Annotated in this window: 18 protein-coding genes; 6 read left to right on the forward strand and 12 right to left on the reverse strand. The window is 64.1% G+C overall.

The annotated features are described in order from the left end of the window. Positions 1 to 43 precede the first annotated feature (43 nt). Genes AC4GYY_RS07240 through AC4GYY_RS07255 form a run of 4 tightly spaced genes read right to left on the reverse strand, consistent with a single transcriptional unit; the run spans position 44 to position 2,281 of the window. On the reverse strand, positions 44 to 1,402 hold the full coding sequence (locus AC4GYY_RS07240) for an SIR2 family protein (RefSeq protein ID WP_491119595.1): 1,359 nt from the start codon (positions 1,400 to 1,402) through the stop codon (positions 44 to 46). After that, on the reverse strand, positions 1,399 to 1,599 hold the full coding sequence (locus AC4GYY_RS07245) for a hypothetical protein (RefSeq protein ID WP_491119596.1): 201 nt from the start codon (positions 1,597 to 1,599) through the stop codon (positions 1,399 to 1,401). Before AC4GYY_RS07245 ends, AC4GYY_RS07240 begins: the two co-directional genes overlap by 4 nt. Further along, on the reverse strand, positions 1,599 to 1,922 hold the full coding sequence (locus AC4GYY_RS07250; protein ID WP_491119597.1) for a DUF5615 family PIN-like protein: 324 nt from the start codon (positions 1,920 to 1,922) through the stop codon (positions 1,599 to 1,601). Before AC4GYY_RS07250 ends, AC4GYY_RS07245 begins: the two co-directional genes overlap by 1 nt. Beyond that, the gene (locus AC4GYY_RS07255; RefSeq protein ID WP_491119598.1) at positions 1,919 to 2,281 is read right to left on the reverse strand and encodes a DUF433 domain-containing protein; all 363 of its coding nucleotides are present in this window, start codon (positions 2,279 to 2,281) and stop codon (positions 1,919 to 1,921) included. The genes AC4GYY_RS07250 and AC4GYY_RS07255 overlap by 4 nt, the downstream gene beginning before the upstream one ends. A 204-nt stretch (positions 2,282 to 2,485) precedes the next feature. Between AC4GYY_RS07255 and AC4GYY_RS07260 the strand changes: the two genes are divergently transcribed. The 4 genes from AC4GYY_RS07260 to AC4GYY_RS07275 all read left to right on the forward strand — a co-directional run bounded on the left by AC4GYY_RS07260 (position 2,486) and on the right by AC4GYY_RS07275 (position 4,433). Then, entirely contained in the window at positions 2,486 to 2,713 is a 228-nt protein-coding gene (locus AC4GYY_RS07260) for a hypothetical protein (protein ID WP_491119599.1), read from the forward strand. Then, a complete protein-coding gene (locus AC4GYY_RS07265) occupies positions 2,710 to 3,780 on the forward strand; it encodes a hypothetical protein (RefSeq protein ID WP_491119600.1) in 1,071 nt (356 codons plus the stop codon). Before AC4GYY_RS07260 ends, AC4GYY_RS07265 begins: the two co-directional genes overlap by 4 nt. A gap of 173 nt (positions 3,781 to 3,953) precedes the next feature. After that, a complete protein-coding gene (locus AC4GYY_RS07270) occupies positions 3,954 to 4,166 on the forward strand; it encodes a cold-shock protein (protein WP_491119601.1) in 213 nt (70 codons plus the stop codon). Positions 4,167 to 4,223: 57 nt separating this feature from the next. Beyond that, the gene (locus AC4GYY_RS07275; RefSeq protein ID WP_491119602.1) at positions 4,224 to 4,433 is read left to right on the forward strand and encodes a hypothetical protein; all 210 of its coding nucleotides are present in this window, start codon (positions 4,224 to 4,226) and stop codon (positions 4,431 to 4,433) included. A gap of 11 nt (positions 4,434 to 4,444) precedes the next feature. On the opposite strand, the gene AC4GYY_RS07280 is transcribed toward AC4GYY_RS07275, so the two are convergent. Next, the gene (locus AC4GYY_RS07280) at positions 4,445 to 5,704 is read right to left on the reverse strand and encodes a spinster family MFS transporter (protein ID WP_491119603.1); all 1,260 of its coding nucleotides are present in this window, start codon (positions 5,702 to 5,704) and stop codon (positions 4,445 to 4,447) included. 617 nt (positions 5,705 to 6,321) lie between these two features. Between AC4GYY_RS07280 and AC4GYY_RS07285 the strand changes: the two genes are divergently transcribed. Continuing rightward, complete coding sequence (locus AC4GYY_RS07285; RefSeq protein ID WP_491119604.1) at positions 6,322 to 6,750, forward strand: ExbD/TolR family protein; 429 nt, start codon at positions 6,322 to 6,324, stop codon at positions 6,748 to 6,750. Between the two features lie 1,098 nt (positions 6,751 to 7,848). Here the strand turns inward: AC4GYY_RS07285 and AC4GYY_RS07290 are convergent. The 5 genes from AC4GYY_RS07290 to AC4GYY_RS07310 are packed head-to-tail and all read right to left on the reverse strand — an operon-like array spanning position 7,849 to position 9,933. Beyond that, the gene (locus AC4GYY_RS07290) at positions 7,849 to 8,103 is read right to left on the reverse strand and encodes a DUF2442 domain-containing protein (RefSeq protein WP_491119605.1); all 255 of its coding nucleotides are present in this window, start codon (positions 8,101 to 8,103) and stop codon (positions 7,849 to 7,851) included. Then, positions 8,087 to 8,329, reverse strand: a complete 243-nt coding sequence (locus AC4GYY_RS07295; RefSeq protein ID WP_491119606.1) for a DUF4160 domain-containing protein — start codon at positions 8,327 to 8,329, stop codon at positions 8,087 to 8,089. Before AC4GYY_RS07295 ends, AC4GYY_RS07290 begins: the two co-directional genes overlap by 17 nt. A 6-nt stretch (positions 8,330 to 8,335) precedes the next feature. Beyond that, positions 8,336 to 9,394, reverse strand: coding sequence for a ribonucleotide-diphosphate reductase subunit beta (locus AC4GYY_RS07300; protein WP_491119607.1), 1,059 nt, complete (start codon positions 9,392 to 9,394; stop codon positions 8,336 to 8,338). A gap of 27 nt (positions 9,395 to 9,421) precedes the next feature. Then, the gene (locus tag AC4GYY_RS07305; protein WP_491119608.1) at positions 9,422 to 9,646 is read right to left on the reverse strand and encodes a hypothetical protein; all 225 of its coding nucleotides are present in this window, start codon (positions 9,644 to 9,646) and stop codon (positions 9,422 to 9,424) included. Further along, positions 9,643 to 9,933, reverse strand: coding sequence for a hypothetical protein (locus AC4GYY_RS07310; RefSeq protein ID WP_491119609.1), 291 nt, complete (start codon positions 9,931 to 9,933; stop codon positions 9,643 to 9,645). Before AC4GYY_RS07310 ends, AC4GYY_RS07305 begins: the two co-directional genes overlap by 4 nt. A gap of 68 nt (positions 9,934 to 10,001) precedes the next feature. Between AC4GYY_RS07310 and AC4GYY_RS07315 the strand changes: the two genes are divergently transcribed. Continuing rightward, a complete protein-coding gene (locus AC4GYY_RS07315; protein ID WP_491119610.1) occupies positions 10,002 to 10,253 on the forward strand; it encodes a DUF2171 domain-containing protein in 252 nt (83 codons plus the stop codon). A gap of 122 nt (positions 10,254 to 10,375) precedes the next feature. Here the strand turns inward: AC4GYY_RS07315 and AC4GYY_RS07320 are convergent, their stop codons facing one another. Continuing rightward, a complete protein-coding gene (locus tag AC4GYY_RS07320) occupies positions 10,376 to 10,738 on the reverse strand; it encodes a hypothetical protein (protein WP_491119611.1) in 363 nt (120 codons plus the stop codon). A 117-nt stretch (positions 10,739 to 10,855) separates the two neighbouring features. Next, positions 10,856 to 12,733 carry a ribonucleoside-diphosphate reductase subunit alpha gene (locus tag AC4GYY_RS07325; RefSeq protein WP_491119612.1) on the reverse strand — a complete coding sequence of 626 codons (1,878 nt, stop codon included), beginning with the start codon at positions 12,731 to 12,733 and terminating at the stop codon, positions 10,856 to 10,858. Positions 12,734 to 13,007: the final 274 nt, after the last annotated feature.

Consider the following 13,007-nt stretch of genomic DNA (forward strand, 5'->3'; position numbering starts at 1 on the left):
GCGGCCGCGTCAATCGATTGGAAGCGAACAAGTCAATGATGGGTCAAGGATTTAGCTCATACTCCTCACCTGCCTTGACGGCTTTAAGTAAGTTGACAGTAGCGTGAGAGTATTTTCTGGTAAAGGACGACTCCTTTGTACCTGTCTTTACGCGACAGTGATAAGCATTATCAAATGACTTTAGATCAACTTCCTTGTCTGTCTTGATTCTATCGAAGAGCTGATTCACTTGATTTGGGCCCTTGACGCCAATCTCGGCCGCTATCATCTTTGAGATGTACGGATAGTCTTGGTTTATATTTTCACTAGTAGACAATCCAAGCAATTTGGGCAACTGCTTCTCGTCAGCGGCGATTCCCTCCAGCGTTCCATAGCTTACCTCTACAGAACCGTTGGGAATATCGTGCCTCGTCAATTTAAGGACGCGTGCTGCCAGAGCCCGAAGGAGTTCCGGATTGACATTTTTCAGCTCATGCCGGGCGTGCATAGCCGCAAATACATCGAGAAGGGAGTTTGTACGCAGTACCTTAATCCGATATTGCGCGTCACCAGATACAATCGCGTAATCACTTAATTCACTAGATCCTGCGTGATTTGGATCCCAGATTACCTGAACAACATTTCCAATGAGTCCGGAACTGTCAGCAACCAAGCGGCCGACATCGGCTATGACTCTCTTAACGTTCTCGTCGCCAAGACTATACCCGAAAATAACAACAGGATGCTCCGCAAAGTAGGTTAGTAAGCGAGCGGCAAAATACTTACTGGTGTCAAACCAGCTGTCGTAATCACGAGCGGTGACAACTATCGTATGAGGCTGAAGAGTCGATCCGTGAATATGGAATATCTCTCCAAAAGCGTTCATATCATATCTGATAACTTCACTGCCTATGATTGGCTTGTAGTTCGGGAAGATTGTCTCCGCGATCTCATCGTAATTGGTCGTTATAATGGCGTGAGGGCGGACTTTGCGTAACGCCTCAATCTCGCCAGCAAACTCACCCCCTTCGTTTAACAACGAGTTAGAGTCAAACGTCCGCAGATAATCCGCGATTAGTGTCTTGATAAATATGGATTTGTCCGATGCCTTGAATACCTCTTGCGTGAACTCGTTCTTTCCAGCGGTCCAAGCCCAATCAAAGATCAAGTCAGCGACAGCTGAGCCGATCCTGACCTTGTCATTGTCAAGTTTCTGACTAAGATACTCGTAGGCTGGGAATGTATCGCTCTTCGAGAGCAGGTACCTTAGTAAGCCCTCCCAATCGGGAAGTCCCAAGTAGCGCCTCGCAACGCCGGACCCAATAAAGAGTACGGGCTGACAATCAAAGTCCGCGAGAACGGATTGGATGGGATTCTCCCCTTGATCGTCGCTCGACGACTGAATAGTGTCCGCGTCGCTCACTCCGCCGCCTCCACCCACTCCCCCGCGCCCGCCGTTGCTCGCGAGTTGTGCGCGTAGGTTTCCCACCCGATCTCATAGTCCTCGGCCTGGTTGCCCCATGCCGTCCACCCCTTGCGCTCCCCGCGCGCGAACAGCTCCAGCCGCGGCCCCGGCGAGCACGCCTCGATCCGTCGATGATTCAAGACCGCCAGCACCATCACCTCGCCTCCACCAGCCTCTCGCCCGCCAGCAGCAGACGCTCGATCCCCTTCCATCGCGGCGCAAGCCACGCCCGAAGAACCGGGTTGCTCGCGTTCCCGCAACGCAGCCACACCAAAGCGAACCGATCCGGAAACCGCAAGGCCACGAAGTCCTCGTCCTTGCTCACCAGCACTGCGCCGTCCGCCTCCGCACGGGCGGCGATCTCGGCGTCACTCCCCGCGACCAACCCGATCTCGCCGACGTGAACCGCTTCGTGTTCCCACTCGCGCAGCCACCCGCACAAAGCGGGCGGCAGTTGCGCGTCGATCAGGAACCTCATTCCGCGGCAAGCACCACCGGGTGATCGAACGACGCCGCCGCGTACGCCAACACCGCGCGCACGTCGTCCTCGCTGACATAGGGGAAGTCCGCGGTGATCTCGGCCGCGCTCGCGCCACCCGCGAGCATCTCCAGCACGTCGCTGACCCGCATCCGCGTTCCGGCGACGACCGGCCGCCCGCCGCAGACCCCCGGGTTAATCGAGATGCGAGGAAAACCTGTAAGCGCCATGTCAGCAAAGGTGTCAGCAAACGCTGAAACGTCAAGGGGCCGCACCCTCTCCGCGCTCTCCGCGTCTCCGCGCGAACCAACCTTCTTCTCCCAGTCCCGCCGCGGCAAAGCCAGTGACAGGTCGGTCATGCCCCCGGCATGACCTGAACAGCGCGGGGCGCTGTTCACCTGTCACTCGTCGGACGGCGCTCGACGCGCCGCCGGCCGGCCCCGGCTCGGCGCAAGCGCCACCTCGCCCGTAGCTTCGCTACGATCTCGGTCGCCGGGCTGTCCTACACCCCCCATTCCGGCATATCTGCTCGGTCCTCTTTTGTTCGCCAACAGGAGGACCCGGTGACCGACACCTTCATCCACGATCCCGCGCTCGCGCCCGAGCATCCCGCCGTCCGCGCCTGGCAGGCCCATCTCGACGCCCGCCGCCTCGGCGCGACCCCGCCGACGCCGCCCGAGGTCGCCGCCAACCGCGACGCCACCACCGCGCTGTTCCGGCAGATCGCCGCCGACCGCCGCACGCTCGCCAAAGCCGAGACCCGCGCCTTCGCCCAGGGAGACCTCGCATGACCGACACCAACCCCGCGCCCCAGTCCAAGGCCCAGGCCGCGCTCGATCAGGTCGCCGGCCTCCTCGACGAGGCGGAGGCCAAGGACAGCCTCGGCCGCCGCCTGCCCGATCGCAGCTGGACGCCCGACAACCAGCGCCGCTTCCTCGAACTCATCGCGGAAGGCGAATCGGTCACCTACGCCACCTGGACGCTCGGCCTGTCGGTCCAGTCCGCCTACGCCTTCAAGCGCACGCCTCGCGGCGCGGCGTTCGCGCTCGGCTGGCGCGCGGCGGCGCTGCTTGCGCGCGAAGGGCTCGCCGACAGACTGCTCGAACGCTCGATCCGCGGCCAGACCGAGACGGTGACGCGCCCCGACGGCTCCGAGATCACGAAGCTGCGCTACGACAACCGGCTCGCGATGCAGCTGCTGACCCGGCTCGATCGCCAGGCGGCCGACGCGAGCGAACCCGACGCCGCTGCCGCCCGCCTGATCGCCGGCGATTTCGAAAGCTATCTCGATCTTGTCGGGGCCGAGGCCGGGCCGGCGCGCGCCGGGCTGTTCCTGGCGCGTCGGGCGGACGGCGCGCAGGCCCCCGCCGATCTCGGCCCGATCGCCGCGCTCGCCGCCGCCGATCGCTTCCTCCGCTCAGGCGTGGCGACCGCCGCCGAGGTCGAGGTCGCCGATCTCGATCCGGCGCGGCGCGGCGAGTGGACCGCCGAGCAATGGGCGCGCGCCGAAGCCGCCGGGCTGATCGCGCTCGCCCCGCCGCCGCCGCCCGAGAAAACTGCGCAGTATCCTCAAGAGACTCAATCCGTCTCGGATCCCGACCCCGTCTGGGAGGACGACGACCACGGCTGGCTCACCGACGCGCCCCCGCCCGAAGGCTTCGACGGCTTCGAGGAGGGCGAGTACGGCGACGAGGAGTACGCCCGCGAGCTGACCGAGGCCGAGCTCGAGATCTGGCTCGCCCCGATCGCGGTCGAGCTGGAGGAACGCCGCGTCGCCGACCTGGCGCGCTGGGACGCCTTTCTGGCAGATCGCGCCGCGTCGTCGGGGGTGGGGGACGTGCTGCGGGCCGCCGCCTAGCGAGGCGGACTCGCGCCATACCTTGCGTTTCGTCCGCCTTGCGCCCATATCGCACCGGCTACAGTCGCAAATCGACGGTCTACGGTGCTTTGCGGCCCTCTTCCTTCTTTCCCTGCTGCCACGGCACCGGGCGCGCCGACTTCCGGCTCGCCCCCGAAACGAAGGAATTCAGCATGGCTACTCTTGGCACCGTCAAGTTCTTCAACGCCGACAAGGGCTATGGCTTCATCGCCCCCGACAACGGCGGCGGCGACGCCTTCGTCCACATCTCGGCGGTCGAGCGCGCGGGCATGAACACGCTCAACCAGAACCAGCGCGTCTCGTACGAGCTGGAGCAGGACAAGCGCGGCAAGATGGCGGCGGTCAATCTGGCCCACGCCGACTGACGATCCCGGCCCGGCCACCCCGGCCGGGCCGACCTACCCTGCGAAGGAGCCCGCCCCATGGCCGACGACGTCACCCTCTTCCGCACCCGTGCCGCCGCCGAGCAGGCCAACGCCGATTCCGCGACGCTCGGCAACGTCCGCGAGCGCTCCGAACGCGCCGCCAAGGCCTGGACCGAGATGGCCGATCGCGCCGAGCGGGTCACCACCCAGCGCCATGCCCGCGAGGCCGAAAGCGCCGCCCGCGCCGAGCTGCCCGCCGCGGGCTGACCCGGCCGCGCTCAATGCGCGTCCTCCACCCAATCGCCCCGGACCGAGCGGACGGCGAACAGCACCAGCACCGCCGCCAGGGCGTAGAAGCCGAGGCAGGCGACCGCGGCGTAGCGCAGCGATTCGGTCCCGTAGCCGCCCTTCAGCCAGTCGCTGATCGACCCCATCAGCAGCGGGCCGATGCCCAGTCCCAGCAGATTGTTGATGAACAGGAAGCTGCCCCCCGCGGTCGCCCGCATCCGCGCCGGCACCAGGTGCTGGATCGAGGCGGACACCGGGCCCAGCCAGAAGATGTTGAGCGCGTTGGGGATCACCAGCAACGGCCACGCCGCCCACGGGCTCGGCGCCAGCAGGCCGGCGGCGAAGGTCGGCACGGTGATCGCCCAGGCGATCGCCGGCAGCCAGGCGTACCAGGCCCGGTCGCGCTTCCCCAGCCGGTCCGCCAGCGCGCCGCCGACGAACACCCCCGTCGCCCCGCCGATCAGCAGCAGCGAGCCCATGAACTGCCCCGTCGTGATCAGGTCGAAGCCATAGGAGCGGATCAGCACCGAGGGCGTCCACAGCGCCAGGCCGTAACCGCACAGCGAACTGAACCCGCCCGAGATCGAGAGCAGCCAGAAGGCGGGCTTGCGGAACAGGATCGCGAACACCTCCTTCGAACGCACCCTGTCGGCGGCGACGACGGCCGGGCGCGGCCGGTCGCGGACCAGCCAGCGGAACGCCGGCGCGATGACGATGCCGGCGATGCCGACCGTCAGGAACGCCGTCCGCCACTCGACGAGCTGGGCGATGTAGCCGCCGAGCAGCACGCCCCCGGCGAGCCCCAACGGGACCCCCATCGAATAGACCGCCAGCGCCCGCGCCCGCCGCTCGGGCGGGAAATAGTCCGAGATCAGCGCGTAGGACGGGGCCGCGCCCCCCGCCTCGCCAACGCCGACACCCAGGCGGAACAGGAACAGCTGGCCGTAGCTCGTCGCCATCCCGCAGGCGGCGGTGAAGCCGCTCCACACGATCAGCGCGCCGGTGATGACGCCGCTGCGGCTCGTCCGGTCGGCGAGCACCGCCAGCGGCACGCCCAGCACCGAGTAGAGGAGCGCGAAGGCGAGCCCGCCGATCGCGCCGAACTGCGCGTCGGTGAGGTGCAGGTCCGCCTTGATCGGCCCGGCGAGGATGCCCAGGATCTGCCGGTCGAGGAAGTTGAAGATATAGACCAGCAGCAGCATCGCCAGCACGAGGCGGCGCTTGGCCGGCGCGGGATAGGTCGGGGTCATCGGCTCTCCTCGGGCGCGCCCTCGCAGGCGTTCGCAGGCGGGCGGTGTGCGGGAGGACGGTAGCGAGGGCAAGGCCGTGCTCGGCGGCGGGACGCGAAGGTCACACGAAAGTCGCAGTATCGGGGTGGCGACGGAAGAGGTTCAGAGGAGGTGCGGAGGCGCGGAGATGGAAGGACGGGGTCGCGACTCTGCGCTGGGGCTGAACCACCCTGTGCGCGCGGCCAGACAAGGACAGGTTGAGGCGGTTGAGGCGTGTACGGGTCTTTCGAGGCGCGCGCGCGGGGCTCGCGACCGCGACGCGCCCGGTTGGCGACGGGCGCGCGACGCCGACGCGACGCTCGCGCTGCTTCAATGCGACGCGGACGCCACAGACACGCGGCGCCAGCGCGGCGGGAACGCGCTCCCGGGCAGAGACAGGTTGAGGGGGTTGAGGCGCTTGCGCCGGCGCTCCGCTCAGGCACGTCGCCGGGGAGTGAAGCGGTTCGGACCAGACTGACATGACGACGCCCCTTGGCTTAGGAGCCGAACCATCTAACCGAATCCGGCCGTGTAGGACAGCAGCTTGACAGGCTGGCAGGTGCGTGATGTCATACCATCACATCAACAGGAGAGGGTTCATGCGCCGCGGCTACCCGCGTCCCGCCTACGCCGCCGCCGAGCGCGGCGAGCCGATCGCCGCGCTCAACATCACGCCGCTGATCGACGTGCTGCTGGTGCTGCTTGTGATGTTCATCCTGGTCCTCCCGACGATGACCCACGAGGTCCCCCTCGACCTCCCCAAGCCCGCGCCCGACGCGAGGCTGCCGGTGGTGTCGCACCGGCTGGTGCTGGCGCGGGGCGGCGGCGTGGCGCTCGACGGCATGGCGATCGGCGACGCGGCGCTGGCCGCGCGACTGGCCCCGATCGCGGCGGACCGCCAGGCCGAGCTGACGCTGCGGACCGACCCGGAGACCCGCTACGAGCGGTTCGACCAGGTGCTGGCGCTGGTCAAGCGGGCGGGGGTGACAAGGTTGGGGTTCGAGGGGGAGCGGGATGTGGGGTGGTGAGGTGCGTTGCTATCGAACAGAGCTACGTCGTTAACCAGCCGTAGATGAAGCTTGAGAAGACATTCACAACGATCGCCAGAAAGAACGTGATGAATATAAGACTTACAAGAGCCCTAGCCCGCGCACATCTTTGCTTTACCCCTGCTTGATGTATTTCATCCCCCCTTGTTATCAGAATAATCGTAGGGGTTTGCAAGATGTACAAATTTGACATGAAGCCATCAGAAATAAGAGATCCTAATCCATAAGAAAGGGCAGCCAAAGCAAGGCTAGAAAATATATACTGCCAATTAACAGCAGGCGCATGTCCAATTAATCCACCCGCCCCTAGTAAAACGCATGCGGCAAGGATCGACGGAACAATCTATCCAAGTGAAAACTCATTTCTCATGAAAAACTTGGAAAGCCTTGCCTGCTTGCAGGTGTCTAACGACGCCACCCACTCTCTGACAGCACTCAAAATAGCTCTCGCAACAGTATAGTCTACATACTGTACACTAGCAGTTATGGCCGGAAAAGTAATTAGTCTAGTGACAAATTTCGGACGCGAGTCGTCTTGATCAAGCATGGCCAAGTATGACTCCTGTGTCACCCTAACCACAACCTTATACCGTTCGGGAACGATGGATGTATCGGTCGAAGAAGCAAACGGGTTCTTACTAAGAAAGTCGTACGTGATAACCACTTCTCCGGTAGGGTCTGATTGACCCTTATCAGCCAACTCGTATCTCTCAAGAGAACTGAATCGGGTTCTAGACTTTTTGAATAGTGAGTGATCAATCACACATGACCACTCGCCTTCATGATGCCTTTGCGCTACTTGTTTAAGGATATGAGATAGTTGTATAATATCATCATTGGATACTACATATGAGTCCTTGAACGTTTCAACTATCCGTTCTGTTTTTGTTGTTACATGATGGTAGATTGCTTGCGCGAGGCTAATAGACGTGTCGTCCGGGCTGATTACAATTGAATGCCCAGTGGATCCCGCGGAAATATGACCTGACATCTACCACACCTTACTTTATCGGCGTCGCCCCTCGGCTCCGCGGTTCACTGGACCTAAGCCCCGCTTAGCTCATTGAGCGGCGCGCTTTACGCCGCCCGCCGCCCCACGCTGGTCATGTCGCCGCGGCCCGCCAGCAGCCCGGCGATCGAGATGTCCTCGTCCAGCGCGTCCCAATGCAAGCCACTCGGGCTGATGCTCACCTCCGCTCGGGCGTCCGGCGCGGCGCGGAGCAGGCGTGGGAACCAGACCAGGGGGACGCCCAGCGTGCGGCCGTCCTCCAGCTCGACCCACATCTGGTCGTCGTCGAAGCGGACTGCGGTGGCCCTAGGCGAAATGGTCATTCCACGCCTCCACGATCTCGTCGCGCCGGGCCTCGACAACGTCCTGGAGCTGGCGCAGAGTCCTTGCGCTGAAGCGACGATTGTAGACGATCTCCACCGTCGGAAACAGCCAGAACTTGGCATCCGCGTCGTCCTTCTCGACGTGGACGTGAACCGGCTCGCGCGGATCGCCCTCGTTCGAGAAGAAGTGAAAGCGGTAGCCGTTCTGGCGGAAGACGATGGGCACGGCGCATTACTCCGCCGCCACGCCCGCCCGCGAGAACATGTCGCCCTCGTCCGCCTCGGGCGCATCGTTCGCCGCCGGCCCGGCCTTCGCCTTCTGGCGCTTGTCGAAGCTGTCCCAGACATCGCCCCACTGCCCCCGCGTCGCGGCCTTCGAGTACTCCGTCGCGCGGGTTTCGAAGAAATTAGCGTGCTCGACGCCGTTGAGCAGCGGGGTGAGCCAGGGGATCGGGTGCTCGTCGATCATGTAGATCGGCTTGAGGCCGAGCTGGCCCATCCGCCAGTCGGCGATGTAGCGGATGTACTTCTTGATGTCCTTGGGCTTCATCCCCTCGACCGGGCCCATCTCGAAGGCGAGATCGATGAAATTGTCCTCGAGCCGGATCGTCGTCTGGCAGACGTCGGCGATGTCGTCCTTCACCGCCTTGGTCAGGCACTGGCGCTCGGCGCAGAAGGCGTGGAACATGCGGATGATGCCCTCGCAGTGGAGGCTCTCGTCGCGGACCGACCAGCTGACGATCTGCCCCATGCCCTTCATCTTGTTGAAACGCGGGAAGTTCATCAGCATCGCGAAGCTGGCGAACAGCTGCACCCCTTCGGTGAAGCCGCCGAACATCGCCAGCGTACGGGCGATATCCTCGTCGTTGTCGACGCCGAAGTTCTGCATGTAATCATGCTTGTCCTTCATCTCGGCATAATCGAGGAAGGCGCCGTACTCGCTTTCGGGCATGCCGATCGTGTCGAGCAGGTGGCTGTAGGCGGCGATGTGGACCGTCTCCATGTTGCTGAACGCGGTCAGCATCATCTTGATCTCGGTCGGCTTGAACACGCGGCCGTATTTCTCGTGGTAGCAATCCTGCACCTCGACATCGGCCTGGGTGAAGAAGCGGAAGATTTGCGTCAGCAGGTTGCGCTCGTGATCGGAGAGCTTCTGCGCCCAGTCGCGGCAATCCTCGCCCAGCGGCACCTCTTCGGGAAGCCAGTGGAGCTGCTGCTGGCGCTTCCAATATTCGAACGCCCAGGGATATTCGAACGGCTTGTACTGCTTGCGGGCTTCGAGAAGGGACATGGGGGTACTCCGGACTGATCGGGTGAGTTAGAAAACGAACGAGCTGGTTGCGGCGGTTTCGGTCGCCCAGCGCCACATCGCGGTGGCGCTCATCGCCAGGACAACGCCCAGCGACAGCGCCATGATCCCGACCATGCGGAAGACATAGACCTTGGCCGGGCCGCTCGGCCGGATCAGCGCGAACAGCAAGCCGAGGCCGAGCAGCGAGAACACCGCGGCGACGGCGTACATGACGAGGACCTGCCAGCTCATCGCCTGATGACCCGCGTCCGCACCACGGTGTGCGAACGCCGCGCGCCGACGCCGAACACGACGATGCCGAGGAAATAGCCGAAATCGTACCAGCCGCCGTCGTTGGGCACCGCGTAGACCGCGACCTCGGGCATGAAAAGCGAGAGCACCCAGGCGACGGGGAAGATGAACCCATGCCACAGCCCGAGCAGGAAACCGGGGGTGCCGGCGCCATGCTGGACCGCCGACGACACCTGCGTCGCGCAGGCGGCGAGCAGGGCCGGCAGGAGGATCGCGAACCGCTTCACTTCATCTCTCCCATGCATCCAAACATCGGGCTATTCGTTCCGCCCGCGCACCAATCAGGAGACCCACGATGCACGACCACAGCAACATCAAGGAGCACATGAAGGTCATCGGCGCCGACGGCGTCCATGTCGGCACTGTCGACCATGTCGATGGCGAGCGGATCAAGCTCACCAAGAATGACTCGCCGAGCACCGAGGACGGCACGGGCGGCAAGCACCACTATCTCCCCGCCGGGCTGGTCGCGGAGATCGAGGGCGACACGGTGCGGCTGAGCGCGACCGCGGCGAACGCGGTAGACATGTTCGAAGAGGCGGAGTGAGGTTCGGGCGGCCGGGGATTGCGCAAGCAATCCCCGGACTCGCCGCGGCGGGCAGCGGTGCGGGCGAAGCTCGCTCCGTCTGACGGCGCGGCGGAGATGAGGCGAAACGAGGGCGATGTCGATCATTCGACGTCGCCCTTGTTCGTTCCGACGCTTGCTACCTCGCCCATCTTCTTAGTCCGCCGGTCCTTGATGACGGCTTGCCCGAGCCAGACGATGAGGCCGGCGATAGCGGCCCACATATAAGCGAAAGTCACCACATCCAGAATGTGATGCCGACGGAGCAGCAAGGACGAGTACCACCAGCTTTCCAGAGCGCCGGCTTCTCCGTGAGCCGAAATGTGGACTCCGAGATCGTCTGGGAATCCTGTTTTCGACCACAGCCAAAACAGCGGAATCATGTACCCGATTACGAAGAGTATTACCGGCCACGCCTTGCGCCAGCGATCTCCGAATGTCTCAACCTTAACCGTCCCGGTTTTCATCGTTGAGACCCTCGCCGCCCCGCCTCCGCCACGCCGTCAGACGGAGCGGCTGCGCCGCACCGCTGCCCGCCGTGGCGAGTCTTGGGATTGCTCACGCAATCCCAAGCCGCCCGCACCTCACTGGCACGCCAGGCACTCGTCATAGTCCGTCGTCTCGAACTCGTACTTCGGCTTCTCGATCGTGTTGTCGACCTCGACCCCGCCGGCGAAGCCCGCGCGCTGGACCGACTTCGAGCGGAGGTAGTAGAGCGACTTGATCCCCAGCTCCCAAGCGCGGAAGTGGAGCATCAGGAGGTCCCACTTCTCGACGTCGGCCGGGATGAACAGGTTCAGCGACTGCGCCTGATCGATGAACGGCGTACGGTCGCCCGCCAGTTCCAGCAGCCAGCGCTGGTCGATCTCGAAGCTGGTCTTGTAGCAATCCTTCTCCTCGACGGAGAGGAAATCGAGGTGCTGGACGCTGCCGCCGTGCTCCAGGATCGAACTCCACACCGCATCCGAGTTCTTCGACTTCGCGATCAGGATCTTCTCGAGATAGGGGTTGCGGACCGAGAAGCTGCCCGACAGCGTCTTGTGGGTGTAGATGCACGCCGGGATCGGCTCGATGCACGCGCTGGTGCCGCCGCAGATGATCGAGATCGATGCGGTCGGCGCGATCGCCATCTTGCAGCTGAACCGCTCCATCACGCCGACGTCGGCAGCGTCGGGGCACGGCCCGCGCTCGGCGGCAAGCGCCATCGATGCCTGGTCGACCTGCGCGCGGATGTGCTTGAACATCCTGAGGTTCCAGCTCTTGGCCATCGCTCCTTCGAACGGCAGCCCGCGCGCCTGAAGGAAGGAGTGGAACCCCATCACCCCCAGTCCCACCGACCGCTCGCGCGCGGCGGAATAAGCGGCGCGCTCCATCCCCGGCTCGGCGCGGTCGATGAAATCCTGCAGCACGTTGTCGAGGAAGCGCATCACGTCCTCGATGAAGCCGTCGGCGTCCTTCCACTCGTCCCAGGTCTCGAGGTTGAGCGACGACAGGCAGCAGACCGCGGTGCGATCTTCGCCGCGATGGTCCTTGCCGGTCGGCAGCGTGATCTCGCTGCACAGGTTGGAGGTCGAGACCTTGAGCCCCAGCTCGCGGTGGTGACGCGGCATGTTCTTGTTCACATGGTCGGCGAAGACGATGTACGGCTCGCCGGTCGCCAGCCGGGTCTCGACCAGCTTCTGGAACAAGGCGCGCGCATCGACCTTGCCGCGGGCCGACCCGTCCTTGGGGCTGGTCAGCGTCCACTCGGCGCCGTCGCGCACCGCTTCCATGAAGGCATCGGTGATCAGCACGCCGTGGTGAAGGTTGAGCGCCTTGCGGTTGAAGTCACCGCTCGGCTTGCGGATCTCCAGGAACTCCTCGATCTCGGGATGCGAGACGTCGAGGTAGACCGCGGCCGAGCCGCGACGCAGCGAACCCTGGCTGATCGCGAGCGTCAGCGAGTCCATCACGCGAACGAACGGGATGATGCCGCTCGTCTTGCCGTTGAGCCCGACCGGCTCGCCGATGCCGCGGACGTTGCCCCAATAGGTGCCGATCCCGCCGCCGCGCGAGGCGAGCCAGACGTTCTCGTTCCAGGTGTCGACGATGCCGTTGAGGCTGTCAGGCACCGAATTGAGGAAGCAGCTGATCGGCAGGCCCCGCCCGGTGCCGCCGTTCGACAGGACCGGTGTCGCCGGCATGAACCACAGGCGCGAGATGTAATCGTACAGCCGCTGCGCGTGCGCGGCGTCGTCGGCGTAGGCGCTGGCGACGCGGACGAACAGGTCCTGGAAGGTCTCGCCCGGCAGCAGGTAGCGGTCGCGCAGCGTGTCCTTGCCGAACTCCGTCAGGAGCGCGTCGCGGCCGTGATCGACCTCGACCGGATAGGGCGTACTGATCGCCCGTGTGTCGCGCCGCGGCGCCGCCGCGCCCGCGCCGGACGTCGTCGTGGCCGGAGTGTCGATCGTGTCCGTGTCCATGCGCGTCTCGCCTGTGTCCCGAAAGTCCATCGCCGCCCTCATGTCCTTGCCAACCGAATCGGCGGAAGAGCAATCCTACACCCATCCGCACCGGAACGGTGAGAACAAAAAGTGATCATGCCGCTCGGACATGTCGGATCGGCCGCTCGACCTATGTAAGGTCTCGCTCGACCGACCACCACCACTTGCGTTCGTTCCCGATCTTACCCCAAGAGATTGTGGCAAACCGAACGTTCACGCAAGCGGCGACGGCGGTCCAACCAGGGTCGGTCAC

It is taken from the genome of Sphingomonas sp. SP6 (genome assembly GCF_058313435.1).